The sequence below is a fragment of the Roseomonas chloroacetimidivorans genome (genome assembly GCF_049629625.1).
Taxonomy (GTDB): Bacteria; Pseudomonadota; Alphaproteobacteria; order Acetobacterales; family Acetobacteraceae; genus Roseomonas; species Roseomonas chloroacetimidivorans.
This window is the reverse complement of the sequence record NZ_JBNBZS010000017.1, coordinates 65,635-86,400: the sequence shown is the minus strand read 5'-3', so window position 1 is coordinate 86,400 and position 20,766 is coordinate 65,635. Positions and strand designations below refer to the sequence as shown.

Here is a 20,766-nt window from a genome sequence, read left to right as displayed (position 1 = left end):
GGGGACAGCGCTATTGTTCGGTCGCGCCGGCCTTGCTTCTGCCCCGCACGGCCCGGTGCAGCTTGGTCTCCGCCAGTTCGGCAAGAATGGCTGCTTCACTCGCATCCATCTTGTTCGGCTTCTGACTGGGCGCCGCATGTGCCCGGTATGTGTCGGCTGACATGCCGCCTCGGTACAATGCTAGCCCGGGCTGAATGACGCGATCGGCTCGGCCATAGTGGGCGCGGTATGGTTCTCAACTGAGCAGAGCCTCTCTCAGCCAGGATCGGACTGGCCGGACTCGGGGCGAGCACCACAGTTGAGCTATGTTATGGAGTACGTGGTGCTTCAGGGCTGTTCAGCAGAAGAACCTGCAGGGCGAGGTCAGGTTTGCATCTCCGGGTAGCGCGCTTAGGAATGAACCCCCACAGACTAAGACCGAAGAGGCGATCAGAAGACGTTTTGCTGGCTCCAGCCATATCGGCATTTTGCATACAGTAAGGCCAACATAAGGTGGCTGAAAGCGCACCACAGCAACGATGCGCCGATGGCAAAGCCGGGGGACCGCTTTCGTGACATCAAGAGAACGTCCAGAGCAGCTCATAAATGAGGATCACCAGGCCGAGTTATACGCCATCAAATCGGTGTTTCTGTCAGCAATGACAGGGCTAGCTCGGCGTCGCGCCTCTCACGTGCACCGCATGGAGACGTTGGAGCGGCTGCGTGGTTCTCTCCTGGAGGCTTTGAACACGGCCCCCATCGGTTTCGATCCGATCCAGACCATCAGGCGACGGGCAATTATCGCGGCGGGTTTTACGGCCGCAGTTCAGGAGGCGGAGAAGCAGAGGATACTTGTTCCGTCCGCCCTCCAAGCCAACTCATCCACCGCCTGATCCGCCTGACACTTCCCGACTAGCTCACAATGTCGCTGCGGTCCGGCGCGACGTGCCTCGCGGTGCGCGCGACCGGACGCATGCGCAAAGCCTGGTTCCGACTGCCCGGGGAGGCCGGGAGACTTCCCGCCGCTTGGGGAAACGGCGTGCAATTTGCGGTGATGCGCGCGGTTACGGGTAGCGGCCTCTCCGTAAAATACTGATGAGGGGGAAGGGGATACGGGGGAATACTGCAGTGAGCACTCAACTGGCATGCGCGCCTGAGGCGTGGGCTGACGACCGCAGACAGCGAGGCGTTCCGGGACGGAAGCGGCTTCCCGCTGGATGGATTTGCGGGCGGCGCTGCGACATTGGAGGGCCGGTAGAGCAGGCGGTATGCATCGACTACGTGCTGATGCACCCCCGCCTCGGGGTAGCGCTTATTGACCTGGGGGAACTTAGGGAGGAAGCGGAGGCTGTGCTGCGCCGGAGCTTGGCCGAGGCGCGGTTTGGTGCGGCTTTCCCAGGTTATCTACCGATCCTGCACGGGAGCGTCGAGCCATCCGAGCTGCCGTCGCTGACGGAGATTCTCGAGGAGGAGTTCGCCGCTCTACCTCCACTAAGCCTCGCGGGCGGCGGCGCTTGGACCGAGGTGATGTCACACATCGTAGTTCCGGGAGACCGGATCTGGACCGACAACCTGGAAGGCGTGCCCGCCGGACGTGACGGACGATTTTCAGGCCGCGCGGCAGGAAGCGGGCCAGCCCAGGTTGTGCCTCTGCGCCTCGTGCACCCTGCTCCGCCCTCCGGCGTTCGACGCGAGGAAGTCGAAGCCGACGACGTGGAGGACCTGGTCTGGCAGGAGGAGCGAGGCGAGCAGGAAGATCTCGAGCGCGGTTGGACGCGAGGGGCGGCCGAGAGCGTGGCAAGCCTCGCCGCCGTGGCGCTGGTGGCTGTCGCCATTGCTGTGGGCTGGAACAGCGACCCCTATGACGCCCCGCACATTCCGCCCGCCCCGCGAGCGACGGCTGAGGCGCCCGCCCAGGAGCCAGCTCTACAGGCAGGCGCTACGAAGGTTCCGGAGGCCCTGGTGGTCAGAGACGACGGGCCGATCGCGCAAGCCGAGTCTGCTACTCCTACCGCGCTCTCCGCGCCCCTCGCGCCGGTGGCGGCCTTTCCTGAGATAGCGTCGGAACCCACGGCCGCTGCATCGGCCCCGCTGCCTTTGCCTCCGCCCGCGCCGCCGAGAACAACGGAACCCACCATCCAGCCTTCCGGTCCTGGAGGGGGAGCGAGAGCCGTCCGGTACCCGGCGGCCCGGGGTGACCGCCGCCGCGTGGAGAGACCGAGGGGCAACCGCACGCCCGTTAGTAAACAGCAGGCCGCGCACCGCTAGACAGGCGCGGCCATGCTTCATCCGGCCCTGGCCAAGGCCAGAGCCGGATCCCGTGCTCTGCGGTAGCGAGGCGGTTATATCCGCGCCACCCGCCATCGCAGTGCCATACGCTTTGGCGAGGAGGGGTCATGGCGGCGAAAGGGCGTGATCATCGCCCAGGAAATGGCCGGTTTTAGAGCGTTCCGAGCCAGTCGCGCGTGAGCGCAACATCCATCTGGGACAGGCCATGTCCCAACGGCAATTCCCGATGCGTTACCACCGCGCCCTTGTCCTCCAACAGCGCCGCGAGCCGTGCGGTGTTCTCCGTCGGCACGATAGGGTCGGCCGCGCCCGAGAGCAGCAACACCGGCGTGCCATCCAGCTTGGCGGCCGGCGGATCCCGGAATGGAACCATCGCGCGCAGCAGGGCAGCGCCTCGCAGCAGCCCAGGATAACACAGCAGAAGGGATGCCGCGATGTTAGCGCCGTTGGAAAAGCCGAGCGCGACGGGGGAGCCGATACCATAGCGCTCGCTTGCGCCCCGGATGAAGGCGGCCAAGGCGTCGGTTCGGTGGCGCAGGTCCGCCTCGTCAAACACGCCCTCTCTCAGGCGGCGAAAGAAGCGCGGCATGCCGTTCTCCAGCACCTGACCGCGGGGCGAGAGTAGGGCGGCACCGGGCGCGATCAGCCGGCCCAGTGGCAGCAGATCGGTCTCATCGCCGCCCGTACCGTGCAGCAGCAACACTGGCGGGCGCGCGGCATCCGTTGCCGGTTCGAAGATATGGGCGAAGTCGAGAAGGGTGGTGGTCATGATGGGTTACTCCGGGGCGCGGGCTGCGCCGTCCGGCGCCGCCCGCGTTTTGTGCTTCAGGTGAGAGCCGGCAGCGCGGCCTCGATCGCGGAGCGATGCCCCTCGAGAAAGGCCGGCAACTTCAGCGTGGCGCCGAGATTCTCGACCGGCTCGTCCACGGCGAAGCCAGGGATGTCGGTCGCAATCTCGAACAGCACGTGGCCGGGCTCGCGGAAGTAGACGGAGCGGAAGTAGTCGCGGTTCTTCTGCTCCGTGGTGTGCAGCCCGTGGTTCTCCGCCAGCTTGCGCACCATCTCCATCTCCGCCGCATCGTCAGCCGCACGGAAAGCGAGGTGATGCACAGAGCCGCGCCCCAGCCGCGCGGGCAGGAAGCCGCCGACCGCCTGCAGGTCCACGATGCCGCCGATTGCGGTGTCCTCCACCGCGTAGCGCGTGGTGTTGCCCTCCCTCGTCACCTCACGGAAGCCGAACACATCCGTCAGGATCGCGCCCGTCCGCTCCGTGCGGTCCAGCATCAGGGACACGCTGTGGAAACCACGGATGGCGTGCTCCACCGGAACCTCGCCATTGTCCCATGCGGGCTCGGCCTCGATGCCGGGCAGGCCGGCAAGGGCCAGGCGCAAGCCGTCCGGATCGCGGAAGGTCAGCACCGTCTCGCCGAAGCGAGTGGTGCGCTCCAGGCCATGGTTCACCAGCCGCGCGGTCCAGTACCCGATCGCGGATTGCGGGATGCGAAACACCGTCTCCTGCAGCTCGCCCGCGCCAGCGCGGCCGGGGGCGGCATGCTCCCAGGGGAAGAAGGTCAGGATCGTGCCAGGGCTGCCGGTCTCGTCGCCGTAGTAGAAGTGGTAGGCGCCGGGATCGTCAAAGTTGACGGTCTTCTTGACCAGCCGCAGCCCGAGGGTGCGGGTGTAGAAGTCCAGGTTTCGCTGCGCCTGGCCGGCGATGGCGGTGACGTGGTGGATGCCGTTCTGGGCCATGGTGGCTGCCTCCGAGGGGGGAACGCGTCCGGCGCTCCGATGCCAACAGGAGATAGAGCCCGGGCTTACCGAAGCCAGGACAAACCGATTGCACGTATGCAATCCAAGCCTTGCAATATCCGAGATGGCATTGCGGCCCACCGTGCGGCCAAGTTCCGGCCAACGATCCCGCCCCGGGATCTCCTTCGGAGGACTTCCCCATGATCGACGCTCGTCTCGCCCCCTATGCCCTTCTCCTCTTGCGCGTCTCGCTGGGGGTGATGTTCATCGCCCATGCTTGGCTGAAGGTGGTCGTCTTCACGGTGCCCGGCTTCGCGTCCTTCATGGCGCAGGCCGGCTTCCCCGGCTTTCTGGCCTGGCCTGTTGTCCTGGTGGAACTGATCGGTGGCCTGGCTATCCTGTTCGGCGTCTATGCCCGCGCCGTCGTGCTGCTGACGCTGCCTGTGCTGCTCGGAGCGCTGATGGTGCATGCCGGCAATGGCTGGGTGTTCAACGCACCGAATGGCGGCTGGGAATACCCGGCCTTCCTGATCGTGGGTGCCATCGTGCAGGTCCTGGCCGGTGACGGCGCCCTGGCCCTGCGCACCACGCGGTTCCGGGTTGCTCCCCGGCCGACTGCTCCGCAGGCCGCCTGACCCCAATCATGATGGCCGGCCTTCATGGCCAGCCATTTACGCGGCCGCCCGTCCAGGGCGGCCGCATCCGTTCAGTAAAGGACCCTCCATGAGCAGCTGCGTCCAGGCCGCCCCGCTGCGGCGACAAGGCGCCGGGCTCGGCGGCGGCACGACTTTCGCCATGGCAGCCGCTGCCGGCATCGCGGTCGCGAACATTTACTACAACCAACCCATGCTCGGGATCATTGAGCGCGACTTCGCGGGATCTGGCGCAACCGGCCTCATCCCGACCGTCACGCAGCTCGGCTATGCTGCCAGCCTCTTCCTTTTGCTGCCGCTTGGCGATCTTCTCAGTCAGCGGCGGTTGATCATGGTCCAGTTTCTCGTGCTGGCCGCCGCGCTGGCGCTCGCGGCTCTCTCTCCAACCGCGCCGGTTCTCGTGCTGGCATCGCTCGTGGTGGGCGCGTCCGCGACGGTGGCGCAGCAAATCGTGCCTTTCGCGGCCTCCTTGGCCGAACCTGCCAGGCGCGGTGCCACGGTGGGCACGGTCATGGGGGGCCTTCTGACCGGTATCCTGCTCAGCCGCACCCTGGGCGGCTTCGTGGCCGCCCATGCTGGCTGGCGCATGATGTTCTGGCTGGCCGTTCCGATGGCGCTCGGGGCCGCGGCGCTGATGCGGTGGTCGCTGCCGCACCGCCCGCCCCGCGCCGCCATCTCCTATGGGGCAGCGCTGGCCTCGCTGCTCCATCTTTGGCGCCGGGAGCCCGCGTTGCGCCGCGCAACCATTGTCCAGGCTGCCCTCTTCGCCTCGTTCTCGACCTTCTGGACGATCCTCGCCCTGCGACTAGAGCAGCCGCCTTTCGGCCTCGGTGCCGAAGTGGCTGGGCTGTTCGGCATTATCGGTGCCGTCGGCATCGTCGCGGCACCCATCGCTGGCCGTCTGGCGGATCGCCGCGGTCCCAGGCTCGTCATCGGCCTGGGTGCCGCCCTCGCTCTGGCCTCCTGGGCAGTCTTTGGCCTCTGGGGCGGAATCGCCGGGCTGGTGCTGGGCGTAGTCGTCCTGGATTTCGGTGTGCAGAGCGCGCTGGTCTCCAACCAGCACACCATCTTCGCCCTTCAGCCCGATGCGCGTAGCCGGCTGAACACGGTTTTCATGACCGGCATGTTCCTGGGCGGGGCGGCGGGATCTGCGGGTGCCACGGCGGCCTGGAACTTCGGGGGATGGGGAGCGGTAAGCCTCTTCGGGGCGGGTCTGGCGGCGCTGGCGCTCATCCTGCAGGCTGCGGGGCAGGGGCATTCGGCCGCACAACCTGGTCAGCGGTGATCCAGCCTCGTCACGCCGGCGAGCATTCTCCTAAAATGGGTATATCTCGGGCGGCGCGGGCGGTTCCGCGCCGCCCTCGTCGCTCAAGGACCTCCCCGTGAAGGAACCCGTGCGAGCCTTCGCCTGGGACGATTTCCGCCTGATCAGTGCGGTGGCGGAAACGCGCAACCTGCCGGCCGCCGCGCAGCGTTTGGGTATTGACCACTCCACCGTGTTCCGCCGCCTGAAGCAGGTGGAGGCACTGCTCGGCACCCCGCTCTTCGAGCGCCACCGAACCGGCTACGCCATGACTCCGGCTGGCGAGGAGGTGGCGGCCCTGGCCGCACGGGTGGACGAGGACATCACCACAGTCACGCGCCGGCTGGCCGGTCAGGCGCCTACGCCCTCCGGCGAGATCCGTGTCGCAACGAGCGACAGTCTGCTCTCCGATCTTTTAATGCCGATGCTCACGCGCTTCCGGCAGGCAAATCCAGCGATCCGCCTGGACCTTGTGACGGGCAATGCCGCGCTCAACCTCTCCCGGCGCGATGCGGATGTCGCGGTGCGCGCGACCGATGCCCCGCCCGACACGCTGGTGGGCCGCCGCGTGGCGCGCATCGCCTGGGCACTTTACGGTACCGTGGTTCCTGCTGATTTCATGGAAGCGGACTGGGTGTCGCTGGGCGACAATCTGGCAACCCTGCAGGTGGTCCGGCATGCCCGCTCCGACATCGCGCCGGAGCGGCTGGCTGGCCGCTTCGATACAGTGCTCGGCCTCGCCCATGCCGTCGCGGGTGGGCTCGGCATCGGCTATCTGCCCTGTTTCATCGGCGACAGTTGGTCCGGCCTCATCCGGCTCGCGCCGCCGGAACCGGACTTCGCATCCGACCTCTGGTTGCTGACGCATCCAGACCTGCGCCACACACCACGCGTGCGCACGCTGCTCGACAGCCTCGCGGCACAGATTACGGAGAAGCGGCCGCTGATCGAGGGGTTAGCGCCACGGGCGTTGTGAAGTGAGCAACGGGAGATTTCCGCAGGCCGCCATCCATTTTCGTCTGTGGTGCTCTTAAGCTTCGTCGTGAGAGGCCTGCTCACCGCTGGTGCAGCCGGCCGGATGTGGAAGCGCAGCACAGCAGCCTGTAGAGCGACGTCGCTCTTGGGGACGCGATGGTGCTGGCAAAGATGCTCGGCCCAGGACACTGGAAGAAACCACTCCGCTATCTGTACAGGGTCAGCGGCATTCTCGTTAATGCTCCAACCACGGACGCGTCAGGCTGACGCTCGTCGGACCGGCGTGACGGACCGCAAAGAGGGTGGCCTGCTGTTTCCAGGGGATGCGATGCTTGATCAGGACCAGCACGGGGCCACGATCGCGTTCAGCTGGAGCGGGGATTAGCAACTCCGGTCAGTGATTATTGCAGCGAGGTCATGAGCCCGGGACCGCCTCACCTGTCCCGGGAGGATGGACCGATGGCGCTGGCGGCCGGCAGCCATCACCAGAATGAAGCCAAACTGTCATCTTTCCGAAGCGCAACGCGAGTACCTGCCCCACCTATGACATCGGTTTCCGGCTCGCAGGCCGCCATTCGGCTGGACGCCGTGTGCAAGCAGTTCGGGGCGACGCTGGCCCTTCAGGACGTCACCCTGAGCGCCTCCCCAGGCCAGCTTGTGGTGTTGCTCGGGCCCTCCGGCTGCGGGAAGTCCACGTTGCTGCGCGTGCTCGCTGGCCTGGAGGAAGCCTCCGCTGGCGTTGTCCATCTGTCGGGGCGGGACGTGACAGGACTGCCTCCTGCCGCGCGCGGCATTTCCATGGTGTTCCAGTCCTACGCCCTGTTCCCGCATCTCAGCGTGGCTGAAAACATTCTCTTCGGCCTGCGCGCCCGCCGCGTCGCGCGCGCAGAAGGGAAGGCGCGGCTGGAGCGGGCTGCCGGAATGCTGGGCCTGATACCACTGCTGGAGCGCCGTCCGGCACAGCTTTCGGGCGGGCAGCAGCAACGCGTCGCCCTGGCCCGCGCCATCGTGGCGGAGGCCCCGATCTGCCTGATGGACGAGCCGCTCTCCAACCTCGATGCCAAGCTGCGCGCCGAGATGCGGCGCGAGATCCGTGCTCTCCAGCAGCGGCTCGGCCTGACCATGGTCTATGTGACGCATGACCAGGTGGAGGCCATGAGCATGGCCGATCAGGTCGTGCTGATGCGTGACGGCCGCATCGAGCAGGATGCGACCCCTGCCGAACTCTATGCCCGGCCCGCCAGCGTCTTTGCCGCCAGCTTCATCGGCACCCCGCCCATGTCGCTGCTGCGGCTCGAGGCCGGGGCGGGGGGCGCCGTGATCATGGGTGCACAGGACCATGCCGTGGCCCCTGCGGAGGCGGCTGGCGCACTGCTTGGCCTCCGCCCCGAGGAGGTGACGCCCACGGATGGAGAGGGCTTGCCCGCCCGCATCACCGGAGCCGAGTTCCTGGGCGCCGAGACGGTGCTGAGTTGCGCGGTCGGTCGGGCCGGCGAGGTGCTGCAGGCCCGCATCCCCGGTCATCACGTTCTGACCGCCGGCAGTCCCGTCCGGCTGCGCCTGCCCCCACCCGCACATCTCTTCGATGCCGCCACGGGCCTGCGCCTGCCGCTTCCGGCCCGCGCGCCGGCCTATGCCTGACCACAGAGGACAGTAACATGCCGATCACCCGCCGCGCCACGCTCGGCGCGCTCGCCGCTTCGCCGCTGCTCGCCGCTCCGGCGGTGCGGGCGCAGGCACCCGTGCAGATCACCTTCAACTACCCGATTGCCGTGGGCGGCCCCATTGCCAAGGTGATTGACGGATACTGCGCCGACTTCGAACACGCGAACCCCGGAATCCGTGTCCGTCCGGTCTATACCGGCACCTACCAGGATTCGATCACGAAGGCGCTGACAGCGGCGCGCGGCGGCGATGCGCCGCAGATGGCCTGTCTGCTCTCGACCGACATGTTCACTCTCATCGACGAGGGTGTGGTGCTTCCCTGGGACGAGATGCCGGGCGCCGAGAAGGCCTGGATGGACGGCTTCTATCCCGCCTTCATGGAGAACAGCCGCACGGGCGGAAAGACCTGGGGCATCCCGTTCCAGCGCTCGACCATCGTGATGTACTACAACAAGGATGCGTTCCGTGAGGCCGGGCTGGACCCCGAGACGCCGCCGAAGGATTGGGGGGAGCAGGTCGCCTTCGCCCAGAAGCTGACGAAGCGGCAGGGCGACACGGTCACCCAGTGGGGCATCCAGATCCCGGCCTCCGGCTTTCCCTATTGGCTGTTCCAGGCGCTGACCACGCAGAACGACGTGCGCCTAATGAATGAGGCGGGCGACCGGACCTTCTTCGCCGACCCGAAGGTGGCGGAGGCGCTGCAGTACTGGCTGGACCTTTCGCAGAAGCACAAGGTGCACCCGACGGGCGTCGTCGAGTGGGGCACGACGCCGCGTGACTTCTTCGAGCGCAAGGTCGCGATGATGTGGACCACCACCGGCAACCTGACCAACGTCAAGGCCAATGCCCCGTTCCCCTTCGGCGTGGCGATGCTGCCGGCCGGCCGCCGCCGCGGCAGCCCGACGGGTGGCGGCAATCTCTACGTCTTCAAGTCGGCCAGCCCGGCTCAGCGGGAAGCAGCGGTGAAATTCGCCCGCTTCCTGACCGAGCCGGAGCGTGCGGCGCAGTGGGGCATCGACACCGGCTATGTCGCGACTAGCGCGGCCGCCTGGGAGACGCCCAAGATGAAGGAGTATGTCGCGGGTTTCCCGGCGGCCGCCGTGGCGCGCGACCAGCTTCCGGACTCCGTCGCGGAGCTCTCCACCCATGAGAACCAGCGTGTGACCAAGGCGCTGAATGATGGGCTGCAAGCCGTGCTGACCGGTCGCTCGCAGCCGGTGCCCGCCATGGCCGCTTCCCAGGCCGAGGCGGAGCGCATCCTGCGCAGCTATCGCGGCTGATGCGTGCCGCCGGGCCCGGCCATGGCCGCATGGCACTTCACGCCTGGCTGATGCTGGGCCCGGCTCTCATCCTGCTGGGCGCCTTCACCCATTATCCGGCGGTGGCGACCCTCTGGAACTCGTTGTTCTCCACCCCGCGCGGGGCGCGGCCCGCGCGCTTCGTGGGGGCAGAGAACTATGCCGTGCTCTCCGCGGATCCGATCTTCTGGCGGGCACTGGGCAACAACCTCGTCTATGCACTTGGGACAGTGCCGCTCTCCGTCGCATTGGCGCTCGTCATGGCGCTGTGGGTGAACAGCCGGATTTCCGGCAAGACGGCGCTGCGCGTTGCCTATTTCACGCCCACCGTGCTGCCGATGATCGCAGTCGCCAATCTCTGGCTGTTCTTCTACACGCCGGATTACGGACTGCTGGACCGCCTGACCCGGGTGCTGCTCGGCTGGGGGGCGACCAACTGGATCGGGTCAACGGAAACGGCTCTGGGCGCGATGATGACGATTGCGGTCTGGAAGGAAGCTGGCTTTTTCATGATCTTCTATCTGGCCGCGTTGCAGGCCATTCCGCCCGTGCTGTTTGAGGCGGCGTCGGTAGAGGGGGCATCCCGCGCCCACGTTTTCCGGCGCGTCACGCTGCCGCTGCTGGGTCCCACCACCCTGTTCATCGCCGTGAACGCTGTCATCAACAGCTTTCGGCTGGTGGACCACATCATCGTCATGACGCAGGGCGGCCCGGACAATGCGACGGCCTTGCTGCTGACTTATATCTACGAGTTGGGCTTCAAGTTCTGGGACACGGCACAGGCCTCGGCCCTGACGGCCGTGCTGCTGCTGCTGCTGAGCGTACTGGCCATGGCGCAGTTCCTGCTGCTCGGCCGACGGACGTATTACCGATGAGCACGACAGTCCTCGGCCGCACCATGGCGGCACGTCCGGCGCTGCGCCCCGGTCTTTGGATCGAAACGGCCGGTGCCTGGCTTCTGGCGCTGCTCTGGGCGGCGCCCGTTCTCTACGCGATCTGGGCCGCGTTCCACCCCACCGGCTACGCCACGCGCTTCGACCCGCTGGCGCCGCTGACACTCGACAACTTCGCGGCAGCCTGGGAGGCTGCCCCTTTCGCGCGCTATTTCCTGAACACGACGGTCCTGGTTACCTTCGTCACCGGCGCACAATTCGTGCTCTGCACCCTTGCCGCCTTCGTTTTTGCCCGAAGCAGCTCTCGCTGGATGGGGCTTCTCTTCGCGCTGGTGTTGGTGCAGTTGATGATCACGCCGGATATGCTGATCGTCGAGAACTACCGCACCATGCGGCAACTGGGGCTTGTGGACACGGTCCTCGGCATCGGCCTGCCCTATGTGGCCTCAGGATTCGGCATCTTTCTGCTGCGTCAGACCTTCAAACAGGTTCCACGCGAGTTGGAGGAGGCGGCGCGAGTGGAGGGTTGTGGGACCTTCGGTATACTCTGGCGCGTCTATGTCCCGCTCGCGCGGCCGACCTACCTGGCTTATGGGCTGACTTCGGTCTCTTTCCACTGGAACAATTTTCTCTGGCCCTTGGTGATCACCAACTCGGTGGAGACGCGGCCATTGACCGTGGGGCTCGCCGTCTTTTCCTCCACTGACCAGGGAATCGACTGGGCGATCATCAGTGCGGCGACGCTGCTGACGGCAGCTCCGCTCCTGCTCGGGTTTCTGCTATTCCAGCGCCAGTTCGTGCAGTCCTTCATGCGGGCTGGAATTCGCTGACGGCGATAGCGCCCCCGCAGGGGGCGCATCCGCCTCACGTCAGTCCGGGTGCACCTTCGGCAGGGCTCCGTCCCTGAATTCGTGCCAGGCATCGCGAATATGGCGAAAGGACCGGGCGCGGCGCTCATCAGCCCAGGCTTTCAGCGCGCTGACAGCCGGCGCAAGCTCCGCATCCCCGTGGCTGATTTGCTCTGCCAGCGCCATGGCCACTGCCGCATCGTTGATGCCACCCAGATGCTCCTGCAGCAGCTTGCAGCGGTGAAGATACGCCTTGACCCGCTTGTGCCTATGCAGCGGCTCCAGGAACTCGACAGCGTAACGCAGCTTCTTCAGGGCCTTCCGAAGATCATGCAACTCCTCCTCGGAGCGGCGCCGGATATGGCGGCCGCGGCGTAGCACCTTGCGCGCGAGCCGTTGCTCAAGCGCTGGCGCAAGGTCCGCGAGGGGAGCGTGAAGCGCGCTGCTCTCTGGAGCGCCGGTTGGGGCCTGGATTTCCTCAGCCCAGGCAGCCAGGCCGAGTATGGTATCGGTCAGGGCCGGACGGCCGAACTCCTCCGTGAGGCGCGCATAGGCCGCCTTACGTTGTGTCTCGGCCGGTACACGCAGGCTGGCGACCAGATCTTCGGACATGCCGTCGTCGGATGCGTCCAGGAGGGTCTCGGTGCAGAAGACATCCCAGTCCCGCGCCTCGCCGAGAACCCGTCCGATGTGGCGCAGGCCTTCCGTAAAGCGCGTCTCAGCCTCCGCTGGCAGATGGGGGCGGAACATGGTGAGGATCGCGCGGAGGCGGCGGATGGCCACCCGCATCTGGTGAACCCCGTTCATCACGCCGGCCGCCGCTGCTGGCTGGCTGGCGATCAGGGTGGCCAGGGTGGCGTTGATCATCTCCCGGAAGGCGGCTGCAGTCGTTATGCCGGCTGGCAGGTCGATGTCGGCCTGCTTCTCCACGCTGTGTGGGTGACCGGTCAGAAGTCGCCAGCCCCGGTCCGATTTACTCTCGGGATTCAGAAGAAGAGGACGTTGCGCTCTCATATCCGCGGCCAGCCGATACAGGAGTGCGATATCGCCCTGCTTCAGCTCCAACTCCAACTCGCGGACGGATTCCACCTTGTCGCCCGCCTGAATGGAGCCGAGATCGGCGGTCACCTCGATTATCGTGTCCTCAAGACGCACAATCCGCGTGGTGCGGCTGACCTCGGCCGTGAAGAGAGGGATTAGCCGGCTTCCCGTTTCTGCCAGGAAGGCAAGCGGAGTTTCGGCGAGATGCCGGGTGTCCGGCCGGCCATCCGCAACTGGCCACTCCCATTCCCCCCGACCGAACGGGATGTCGCTGCGACGCAGCTTCAAGGTCTGAACCTCATGCCCGGCGCTCCGGCGAACACGCAGGCTGGCACCATGCCGCGCGAAGTCATGGTCGGGGGTGTCGAAATAGGTGGCCACCTGCGGTACCGCAGGTGATTGTCTTTCCCCGCCGCCTGCGAGGGCCGTGTGAGTGTCGAGGTCCACCTCCATATCCGGTGGAAGATGGAACCTGATCTCCAACTCGGTGGGTGTCGGGGCAATCTTGCGCGTCATGGTTCCGTCGAACGCTGTCAGCGGCACGACGTTGCCAGCACGCCGGCCCGCTATGAGTGCCGTCATATTTATGTCTTCAAACCTTCATGAAGTCAGGATTTCAGTCCTTCGGGCGGCTCGGGGATTTTGGTGTCCAGCACATCGCCGGATCGTCATGTGGGCTCTCATTCCTCCGCAGTAGAAGATTTGGCTTCGGCGGAGGATGTGAACCACCACCGGCCGGCAGGTCCTCGGCAGATGCTGACGGCCCGGGCGGGGCAGTGGGTCATGCCCCTCGGCCCATCCCAGCGCGTCTACCCGCGACAGTGCCTTGAACCACTGCACGAGGTGGCCGAGAGCCGCTTCGGCGACGGCGCCAATATCGCCAATGGCAGTGGCATCATCCGCGTGGAAGACGGCTCTCCCTGCTCGGTCAAGGTCGCGCAGAACCTCCGCGCCCTGAAAGCCGAAACGTCCGGCCCAGCTCCCTGAACCCGCCACCGCGTCACGGAACCCCAGCCATGCCCGCCATCTCCGCCAGCCGCGTGCTGATTGTGCTGTTCGACGGGCTGCGGCCCGACCTGGTTACACCGGACCGGATGCCGGCTCTGTGCGCCTTCCTGGCGGAGGCGCGGTGCTTCACCGAAGCGTCCTCGGTATTTCCCTCCATCACGCGCGTCTGCGCCACGGCCATCGGTACCGGGGTGCCGCCGGCGGTCAGCGGCATCATCCACAACGCCTTCCCCGACCCCGCGGCGCGGGACGGGCGTTTTCTTGATACTGCCTCGGTGCAGGACATGCGGCGGGCGGCCGCACTCCATGGGGACGGGTTCACCGGCACGCCCCGCTTCGCCGATGCACTGGCAGCCCAGGGGCACCGCTTCGCCCTGGTACACAGTGGCTCGGCGGGCGGGGCCTATCTGCTCGATCCACGGGCGCGGAATAACAACTCCTTCGTGCTGAGCCTGTCTGGCCGGGAAGCGAGCGAGACGCCAGAGGCCTGGGACCATGTCACGGCCCGGATCGGCGCGCCCCCCGTAGCGCCGCCCGATAGGATACCGCTGGTGGACTATGCCGGACGCGCCATGGCGGAGGTGGTGCTGCCGGAAATCCGCCCCGATGTGGCGCTGCTCTGGCTCACCGAGCCCGACTGGTCCTTCCATTATCGCGGCATGGACACGCCTGAGACGCGCGCGGCGCTCCGTGCGGCCGATGACGCCTTTGCCCGGGTCCTGGACGCCGCGTCACGGTTGCCGGAAGCGGAGCGGATGGCGGTGATCGCCATGTCGGATCACGGGCATGTCGGGACAACGGAGTCCTTCGAGCTGGCCGCGGAATTGCACGGGATGGGCTTCGGCGCCGTGCTCGATCGTCCCGGGCCGGACCTCTCCGTGGCGGCCGGGACGATGTGCTGGCTCTGGCCGGCGGAGCGGGACGCAGCGCGGCTCGGTGGGCTCGTAGCCGCGCTGCAGGAGCGGCCCTGGTGCGGCGCCCTTCTGGCCGGCGGCGGCAACGGGGTGGAGGGACCCTTTCCCGGCACCTTCGACCTGGCCCTGGTGAATGCCGACCACCCCCGCTCCGCGCCCCTGGTCGTTCAGCTTCGCGGCGGGCCGGAGCCGGACCGGTGGGGCCTGCCAGGACACAGCCCGATCGTCGGCAAGGACCTGGCGCCGGGCGGCGGCATGCATGGCGGGCTGCACCGGCGGGAGATGGCGAACCTGATCGCCCTTCGGATGGCGGGCGTCGTGGCCGGGGAGGATGCGAGGCCCGCCGGGTTAATCGATATCGCGCCGACACTGCTATCGTTGCTGGGCGTGGCGCCGGTGGCGCCCATGGCCGGGCAGCCGCTGCAGGAAGAGCGGCCGGCTCGGGCACCGCGCGTACTGGAGGCCGGGGCAGGCGGCTATAGGCAGCACATCACCCTGGCGGGGGAAGGACGCGGGGCCATTATCCGGGATGGCGGGCGGGTGGGCTGAGCGCCCGCCCTGGCGGTGCCAGCAGGCGCCGCCTCCCGGATTTTTGCCACGACGGGGGCGGTGAATGCGCCCCCGAACCCTACGGCCGGCGAACAACCTCAGCGCAGCGTCGGGTCCAACCGGTCCCGCATCCAGTCGCCGAGCAGGCTGACCGAGAGCGTGGTCAGCACGATCACGCATGAGGGCGCCAGCAGGATCCAGGGCGCCCGCGTCAGATATTCACGCCCATAGCCGACCATGTTGCCCAGCGAGGTCATCGGCGGCTGCACGCCGAGGCCAAGGAAGGACAAGCCGCTTTCCAGCAGGATGATCTCGGGGAAGGCGAGAGTCATGGAGACGATCAGGGTGGAGGCGATGTTGGGCAGCACATGGCGCCCGTAGACGCGCCAAGGGGAGGCACCGAGTTGCTTCACTGCCGCCGCATAGCCCTGCGCCCCCGCGCTGACGGCGAGGCCGCGCGCGATCCGGGCGTAGCGTTCCCAGCCATTCAGGCCGAGCAGGCAGATGAAGAGCGGCAGGGCGTTGCCGAAGAAGGCCAGCACGGCCAGGGCCAGGATCAGGAAGGGCATGGCGGCCTGGAAATCCACCAACGCCAGTACCGCATGCTCCACCAGCCCCCGGAAATGCGCGGCCAGGAAGCCGAGGGTCACGCCGAGGACGGCGGCAATCGTCGTCGCCCCGAAGGCGATCAGGAGGCTCATCTGGATGGACATGATGAGGCGCGAGAGGACGTCGCGCCCCAGCTCATCCGTGCCCAGCGGGTGCAGCCATTCCCCTCCGAGCCCAATTGGCGGGGTCAGACGGTTCCGCAGGTCCAGCGCGGTGTAGGGGAACGGACTGATCAGGTCCGCGGCGAAGGCGGTGAGCAGCATCAGCACCAGCCAGGCCAGGGCGAGGATCACCAGAACAGGGGGACGGACACGCTTGCGGACTGGCGGGGCCGCGATGGCAGGCACCGGGGCGCGGACGGGATCAAGGGTGATGTCCGACATCAGGCGGGTGCTCCCCGGCTTGCTGATTGGGGAGCAGCGCGCAGGCGGGGATCCAGCACGCCATAGAGCAGATCCACCGCCAGATTCGCCGCGACCATGGTCCCGGCAACGAGGAGGAGGATGCACTGCACCACCGCCAAGTCCCGGTTCGCTACCGCGACGACCAGCAGCCGCCCGACGCCGGGCCAGGAGAAGACGCTTTCCACCACCACCGCGCCGGCAAGCAGGCTGCCGACCATGAAGCCGACGATAGTGACGGTCGGGATGGCGGCGTTCGGCAGGGCGTGACGCCGCACCGCGACAGACCAGGGCACGCCCTTCGCCAGGGCCGTGCGCATATAGGGCTGCCCCAATACCTCCAGCATGGCCGATCGCGTGAAGCGCGCCAGCACGGCCGCGCCGCCGATCCCGAGGGTGATCACGGGCAGAACCGCGTGCCGCCAGCTCTCCTGCCCGCCCGAAGGCAGCCAGCCCAGCTGCACCGCGAAAACAAGCACCAGCACGAGGCCGAGCACAAAGGACGGTACGGTGAAGCCGGCAACCGCCAGCAGCATCACGGCGCGGTCCATGAAGGAGTTCCGGTGCAGGGCCGCATAGACCCCGGCCGGGATGCCAAGGCCCAACTTGATGAGAAGGGCTGGCAGGGTGAGAGCGAGGGTGGCGGGGATGCGTTCCACCACCAGTTCGATGGCCGGCCGGCCATCGCGCATGGACTGGCCCAGATCGCCCCGGAAGATGGCGGCGAAGTACCGCAGATACTGCTGCCAGATGGGGTCATCCAGGCCCCAGGCATGGCGAAAGGCCGCGATCGCCTCGGGCGGCGCGTCGGCCGACATGATGAGCAGCGCGGGGTCGCCGGAAAGGCGCAGCACGACGAAGGCGAAGGTGACGACCAGCACCATCGTCAGCAGGGCGCGGAACAGGCGGATGCCGAGGAAGCGGAGCATCAGGCGGCCTCCCGCGCCGGGACGGGATTGGAGATGGCGGTCGGGACGGCACCGTCACGAGGCGCGACGTCGCCATGGGCCACATGGCAGGCCACGAGGCGTCCGTCGGACGCCCGGCGCTTCAGCGGCGGCACCTCGCGCGCGCCGAGGGAGGCGGCATAGGCGCAGCGCGGGTGGAAGGCGCAGCCGGGCGGCCGGGCGGCGGGATTGGGCGGATCGCCCGAGAGCACGATGCGGCCGCCGCGGCGGCCGGGATGCGGAATGGCCGAAACGAGGGCCTGGGCATAGGGATGGGCGGGGTCATGCAGCACCCCATCGGGCTCGCCTTCCTCCACCACGCGGCCGAGATACATCACCGCCACGCGGTGGCTCATCTGCCGCACCGCGCGCAGGTCGTGCGAGATGAAGAGCATGGCGACGCCGGTGCGCGCCTGCACCTCGGCCAGCAGGTTCATCACCTGCGCCTGGATGGAGACGTCGAGCGCGCTGATCGGCTCGTCACAGACCAGCAGGTCCGGGCCGGTGGCGAGCGCGCGGGCCAGTACGGCGCGCTGGCGCTGGCCGCCCGAAAGTTCGTGCGGGTAGCGGGCAGCGTGGTCGGGGCGCAGACCCACATCGCGCAACAGCGCCTCAACCCGCCCGGGGCGGTCGGCGCGGGTGCCGATCCCGTGGATCTCCAGCGGCTCCGCGACCTGGGCGCCGATGGTCAGGCGGCGATCCAGCGCACCGAGCGGATCCTGGTAGACCATCGCCATCCGCGCGCGCAGGCGGCGCCATTCCGGGGTGCCGGGCAGGGGCATGCGCTCGTTGTTGAAGGCCACGCCGCCGGCATCCGGCACCTCCAACCCCAGCACCATGCGGCCGGTGGTGGATTTGCCGCAGCCGGACTCACCGACGAGGCCGAGGGTTCGCCCGCGATGCAGGGTCAGCGACACCCCATCCACCGCGCGCACCTCCGACGGGCGGCCGAAGAAGCCCTGGCGCATGACGTAGCGCCGGACGAGGCCCTGGGCGTGCAGCAGGGGCTCGGTTGCAAAGTCCGGGGTGTCGGTCATGCGGGCAGTAGTTCCGGGGCCGTGATGGGTTTGTGCTCGATCGGGCGGATACAGGCGGCACGGTGGCCGGGCGCCACGGGCATGAGTGGCGGCGGGGCGGCGTCACAGGCCGCGACATGGCGCGGGCAGCGCGGGCCATAGGGACAGCCTGGCGGCATGGCCCAGGGCTCGGGCACCCCGCCGGGGATGGCGGCCAGTGGCCGGCGTGGACCGTCGATGGGCGGCAGGGCGGCCAGGAGGCCCGCGGCATAGGGATGGGCCGGGGCGGAAAAGAGCGCGGCAGAGGATGTCTCTTCCACGATGCGGCCGGCATACATGACGCAAACCCGCTCGCAGGTCTCCGCCACCACGCCGAGGTCATGGGAGATCAGAACGAGGGCCATGCCGGTCTCGCGCCGGATCTCGGCCAGCAACTCCAGGATCTGGGCCTGGATGGTCACGTCCAGGGCCGTGGTCGGCTCGTCGGCGATGAGGAGCTCGGGCGAGCCGGCCAGGGCCATGGCGATCATCACGCGCTGGTTCTGGCCCCCGGAGAGTTCGTGCGGATAGGCGTCCAGGCGGCGGCGGGCATCGGGCATGCCGACGCGGTCCAGAAGTCGGCGGGCTTCTTCCCGCGCCGCGGCGCCGGAAAACCCGCGATGCAGGCGCAGGGCCTCGGTGATCTGGCGGCCTATGCGGTGCACCGGGTTCAGGCTGCTCGCGGGGTCCTGGAAGATCATGGCCACGCGGCCGCCGCGCACCCGGTCCAGCACATCGGGGGCGGCATGCAGGATCTCCTGCCCGCCAAGCTTTACGCTGCCGGAAACGGCGGCTTTGCCTGGCAGCAGGCCGAGTGCCGCGAGCCATGTGACGGACTTGCCGCAGCCGGATTCACCCACCAGGGCCAGCGCCTCCCCGCGGCCGACCGTGAGGTCCACGCCACGCAGGGCGGGGATGCCGTCGAAGGCGGCGGTCAGGCCACGGATTTCAACCAGCGGCGCCATCACGCGCCCCAGTTCCGGGAAGAGAAGTCCATGAAGAAGGACTGTCCGGCCTTCCAGGGCAGGTCACGTCGCTTGGCGGTGAAGTTCAAGGTCTGGTGCAGCACGCTGTAACCGGGGTCCTCGCGCTCGATGATCTCGAGCATGCGGCGAAAGGCGCGGCGTCGCTCCTGGAGTTCCATGGAGCCTTCCAGCACGGCCGAGAGGCGGCCGAACTCCTCGTTGCGCCACTCGCCGATCTGCCATTGCTGGCCTTCGGGGCCGTGCTGTGCCGTGAGGGAGGAAACGGGATCGTTGAAGGAGGCGGAATTTGACCAGTCCCGCACGCCACGGCCGGAGGCCGTGCCAGCGCCCTGGTTGGAAAGAACCTGCGGAAAGTTCTCCTTCATCTCGATCTGCACGTTCAGGCCGACTTGGCGCCAGCCCTCGACCAGGATCTGCGCGGTGGCGACCTGCGCGGTGTAGTAGTTGTTCAGCAGGCGATAGGGGATGGGCTCGCCCTTGTAATTCGCCTCCTTCAGCAGGCGGCGGGCCTCGGCCGGATCGTGGCGCGGCGCCTCCCAGTCTGCCTGGAACATGGGGCCGTAATATTCGAACTGCAGTCCGCGCGGGATGGCTGCCCGGCCGCCCCAGAGCGCTTCCACGATCGCCTTGCGATCGATGGAGTGAGTGAAGGCTCGGCGGATCCGCGCATCCCGTAACTGCGGGTGCGACTCGTCGAACACCGTCAGGCGGTGATTCATGATCGGCCCGCCCACCACCTCGTGGCGCGCCGAGCGGTCCAGCGCACCGATCTGGTCGGGTGGGATGTCGCAGGCGAAGTCAGCCTCGCCCGAGAGCAGCATGTTGATGCGGCTCGCGACCTCCGGCACCTCCACGAAGCGGATCTGGCGCAGCGGCGGGCGGCCACGCCAGTGGTCGTCATGCGCGATGAGGATGAGGGACTGGTCCGGGCGGAACTCGGCCACCTTGTAGGGACCGGTGCCGATGGGCTTGCGGGCCCAGTCCAACCAGGAAGCGGCGGCATCGAAGCCGGCCTGGGACAGGATCATGCCGGTGGTGCGGGAGAGCCTGCCCTCCAGCGCCGGGTCGGGCACGCGGTTCACGAAGCGCACGGTGCGCGCGTTCACAACCTCGATCCGATCGAAGCCCGGGTAGGTGCGGCGGGCGATGGCAGCCGCCTCCGGCGGCGGCTCCTTGCCGGTCGTGCGGCCGGGAACGTTGCCGAAAAGGTTGCGGGCGGCCGCCGGATCAGCGGCGCCCCACATACGGCCAGCGCCGAACGAGAAGGCGACGTCCTCCGCCGTCATCTCCCGCCCGTCATGGAAGCGCACGCCGGGACGCAACTGGAATTCCAGCGTGCGATCATCCACCCGGCGCCAGGCGGTGGCCAGGCCGGGCTTCAGGCTGAGATCGCCGAGCCAGTCCTGCTCGATCAGCGCCTCGCCATAGGAGCCACCATGGCGGGTTCCGACGTTGGACTGCTCCCGTAAGGTTTCCAGTGTGTTCGTATTGGCGATCTTCTGGACAGCGACGGTAACGGCGGGGCGCTGGTCGGCCTGCGCGATTGCGAAACGGGGCAGGGCAAGCGCCGCGCTGGCCGAGGCCAGCGCGGTGCGGCGGGTCAT

General features: G+C 67.8%; 18 protein-coding genes and 1 pseudogene. 10 read left to right on the top strand and 9 right to left on the bottom strand.

The features are described from left to right. Positions 1-1,266 precede the first annotated feature (1,266 nt). Complete coding sequence (locus tag ACO1BU_RS14820; RefSeq protein WP_424136735.1) at positions 1,267-2,247, top strand: hypothetical protein; 981 nt, start codon at positions 1,267-1,269, stop codon at positions 2,245-2,247. 172 nt (positions 2,248-2,419) lie between these two features. Here ACO1BU_RS14820 and ACO1BU_RS14815 read toward each other — a convergent pair whose 3' ends face one another. Together ACO1BU_RS14815 and ACO1BU_RS14810 are read right to left on the bottom strand one after the other, a co-directional pair. Next, on the bottom strand, positions 2,420-3,037 hold the full coding sequence (locus ACO1BU_RS14815) for an alpha/beta hydrolase (protein ID WP_424136734.1): 618 nt from the start codon (positions 3,035-3,037) through the stop codon (positions 2,420-2,422). Positions 3,038-3,093: 56 nt separating this feature from the next. Beyond that, positions 3,094-4,017, bottom strand: a complete 924-nt coding sequence (locus ACO1BU_RS14810) for a ring-cleaving dioxygenase (protein ID WP_424136733.1) — start codon at positions 4,015-4,017, stop codon at positions 3,094-3,096. Positions 4,018-4,217: 200 nt separating this feature from the next. On the opposite strand from ACO1BU_RS14810, the gene ACO1BU_RS14805 reads away from it, so the two are divergent. The 3 genes from ACO1BU_RS14805 (at position 4,218) to ACO1BU_RS14795 (ending at position 6,949) form a co-directional block, all read left to right on the top strand. Further along, on the top strand, positions 4,218-4,652 hold the full coding sequence (locus ACO1BU_RS14805; RefSeq protein ID WP_424136732.1) for a DoxX family protein: 435 nt from the start codon (positions 4,218-4,220) through the stop codon (positions 4,650-4,652). 88 nt (positions 4,653-4,740) lie between these two features. Further along, positions 4,741-5,955, top strand: coding sequence for an MFS transporter (locus tag ACO1BU_RS14800; protein WP_424136731.1), 1,215 nt, complete (start codon positions 4,741-4,743; stop codon positions 5,953-5,955). Between the two features lie 97 nt (positions 5,956-6,052). Beyond that, positions 6,053-6,949, top strand: a complete 897-nt coding sequence (locus ACO1BU_RS14795) for a LysR family transcriptional regulator (RefSeq protein WP_424136730.1) — start codon at positions 6,053-6,055, stop codon at positions 6,947-6,949. A 77-nt stretch (positions 6,950-7,026) separates the two neighbouring features. Here the strand turns inward: ACO1BU_RS14795 and ACO1BU_RS14790 are convergent. Further along, positions 7,027-7,188: pseudogene (locus ACO1BU_RS14790) on the bottom strand (MFS transporter); the annotation flags it as partial. Positions 7,189-7,491: 303 nt separating this feature from the next. Between ACO1BU_RS14790 and ACO1BU_RS14785 the strand changes: the two are divergent. The 4 genes from ACO1BU_RS14785 to ACO1BU_RS14770 are packed head-to-tail and all read left to right on the top strand — an operon-like array spanning position 7,492 to position 11,634. After that, a complete protein-coding gene (locus ACO1BU_RS14785; protein WP_424136729.1) occupies positions 7,492-8,589 on the top strand; it encodes an ABC transporter ATP-binding protein in 1,098 nt (365 codons plus the stop codon). Between the two features lie 17 nt (positions 8,590-8,606). Continuing rightward, complete coding sequence (locus ACO1BU_RS14780) at positions 8,607-9,893, top strand: ABC transporter substrate-binding protein (RefSeq protein ID WP_424136728.1); 1,287 nt, start codon at positions 8,607-8,609, stop codon at positions 9,891-9,893. 29 nt (positions 9,894-9,922) lie between these two features. Then, positions 9,923-10,786 (top strand): carbohydrate ABC transporter permease, encoded by an 864-nt coding sequence (locus ACO1BU_RS14775; RefSeq protein WP_424136727.1) that lies wholly within the window; start codon positions 9,923-9,925, stop codon positions 10,784-10,786. After that, on the top strand, positions 10,783-11,634 hold the full coding sequence (locus ACO1BU_RS14770) for a carbohydrate ABC transporter permease (RefSeq protein WP_424136726.1): 852 nt from the start codon (positions 10,783-10,785) through the stop codon (positions 11,632-11,634). The genes ACO1BU_RS14775 and ACO1BU_RS14770 overlap by 4 nt, the downstream gene beginning before the upstream one ends. A 39-nt stretch (positions 11,635-11,673) precedes the next feature. Here ACO1BU_RS14770 and ACO1BU_RS14765 read toward each other — a convergent pair whose 3' ends face one another. Continuing rightward, positions 11,674-13,209, bottom strand: coding sequence for a CYTH and CHAD domain-containing protein (locus tag ACO1BU_RS14765; RefSeq protein WP_424136725.1), 1,536 nt, complete (start codon positions 13,207-13,209; stop codon positions 11,674-11,676). Positions 13,210-13,446: 237 nt separating this feature from the next. Between ACO1BU_RS14765 and ACO1BU_RS14760 the strand changes: the two genes are divergently transcribed. Next, positions 13,447-13,680 carry a hypothetical protein gene (locus tag ACO1BU_RS14760; protein ID WP_424136724.1) on the top strand — a complete coding sequence of 78 codons (234 nt, stop codon included), beginning with the start codon at positions 13,447-13,449 and terminating at the stop codon, positions 13,678-13,680. Positions 13,681-13,709: 29 nt separating this feature from the next. After that, complete coding sequence (locus tag ACO1BU_RS14755; protein WP_424136723.1) at positions 13,710-15,164, top strand: alkaline phosphatase family protein; 1,455 nt, start codon at positions 13,710-13,712, stop codon at positions 15,162-15,164. A 98-nt stretch (positions 15,165-15,262) separates the two neighbouring features. Here ACO1BU_RS14755 and ACO1BU_RS14750 read toward each other — a convergent pair whose 3' ends face one another. The 5 genes from ACO1BU_RS14750 to ACO1BU_RS14730 are packed head-to-tail and all read right to left on the bottom strand — an operon-like array spanning position 15,263 to position 20,766. Continuing rightward, entirely contained in the window at positions 15,263-16,156 is an 894-nt protein-coding gene (locus tag ACO1BU_RS14750; protein ID WP_424136722.1) for an ABC transporter permease, read from the bottom strand. Beyond that, positions 16,156-17,103, bottom strand: a complete 948-nt coding sequence (locus ACO1BU_RS14745; protein WP_424136721.1) for an ABC transporter permease — start codon at positions 17,101-17,103, stop codon at positions 16,156-16,158. Before ACO1BU_RS14745 ends, ACO1BU_RS14750 begins: the two co-directional genes overlap by 1 nt. Continuing rightward, the gene (locus tag ACO1BU_RS14740) at positions 17,103-18,158 is read right to left on the bottom strand and encodes an ABC transporter ATP-binding protein (RefSeq protein WP_424136720.1); all 1,056 of its coding nucleotides are present in this window, start codon (positions 18,156-18,158) and stop codon (positions 17,103-17,105) included. Before ACO1BU_RS14740 ends, ACO1BU_RS14745 begins: the two co-directional genes overlap by 1 nt. Next, positions 18,155-19,141 carry an ABC transporter ATP-binding protein gene (locus ACO1BU_RS14735; protein WP_424136719.1) on the bottom strand — a complete coding sequence of 329 codons (987 nt, stop codon included), beginning with the start codon at positions 19,139-19,141 and terminating at the stop codon, positions 18,155-18,157. The genes ACO1BU_RS14740 and ACO1BU_RS14735 overlap by 4 nt, the downstream gene beginning before the upstream one ends. After that, positions 19,141-20,766 (bottom strand): ABC transporter substrate-binding protein, encoded by a 1,626-nt coding sequence (locus ACO1BU_RS14730; RefSeq protein ID WP_424136718.1) that lies wholly within the window; start codon positions 20,764-20,766, stop codon positions 19,141-19,143. The genes ACO1BU_RS14735 and ACO1BU_RS14730 overlap by 1 nt, the downstream gene beginning before the upstream one ends.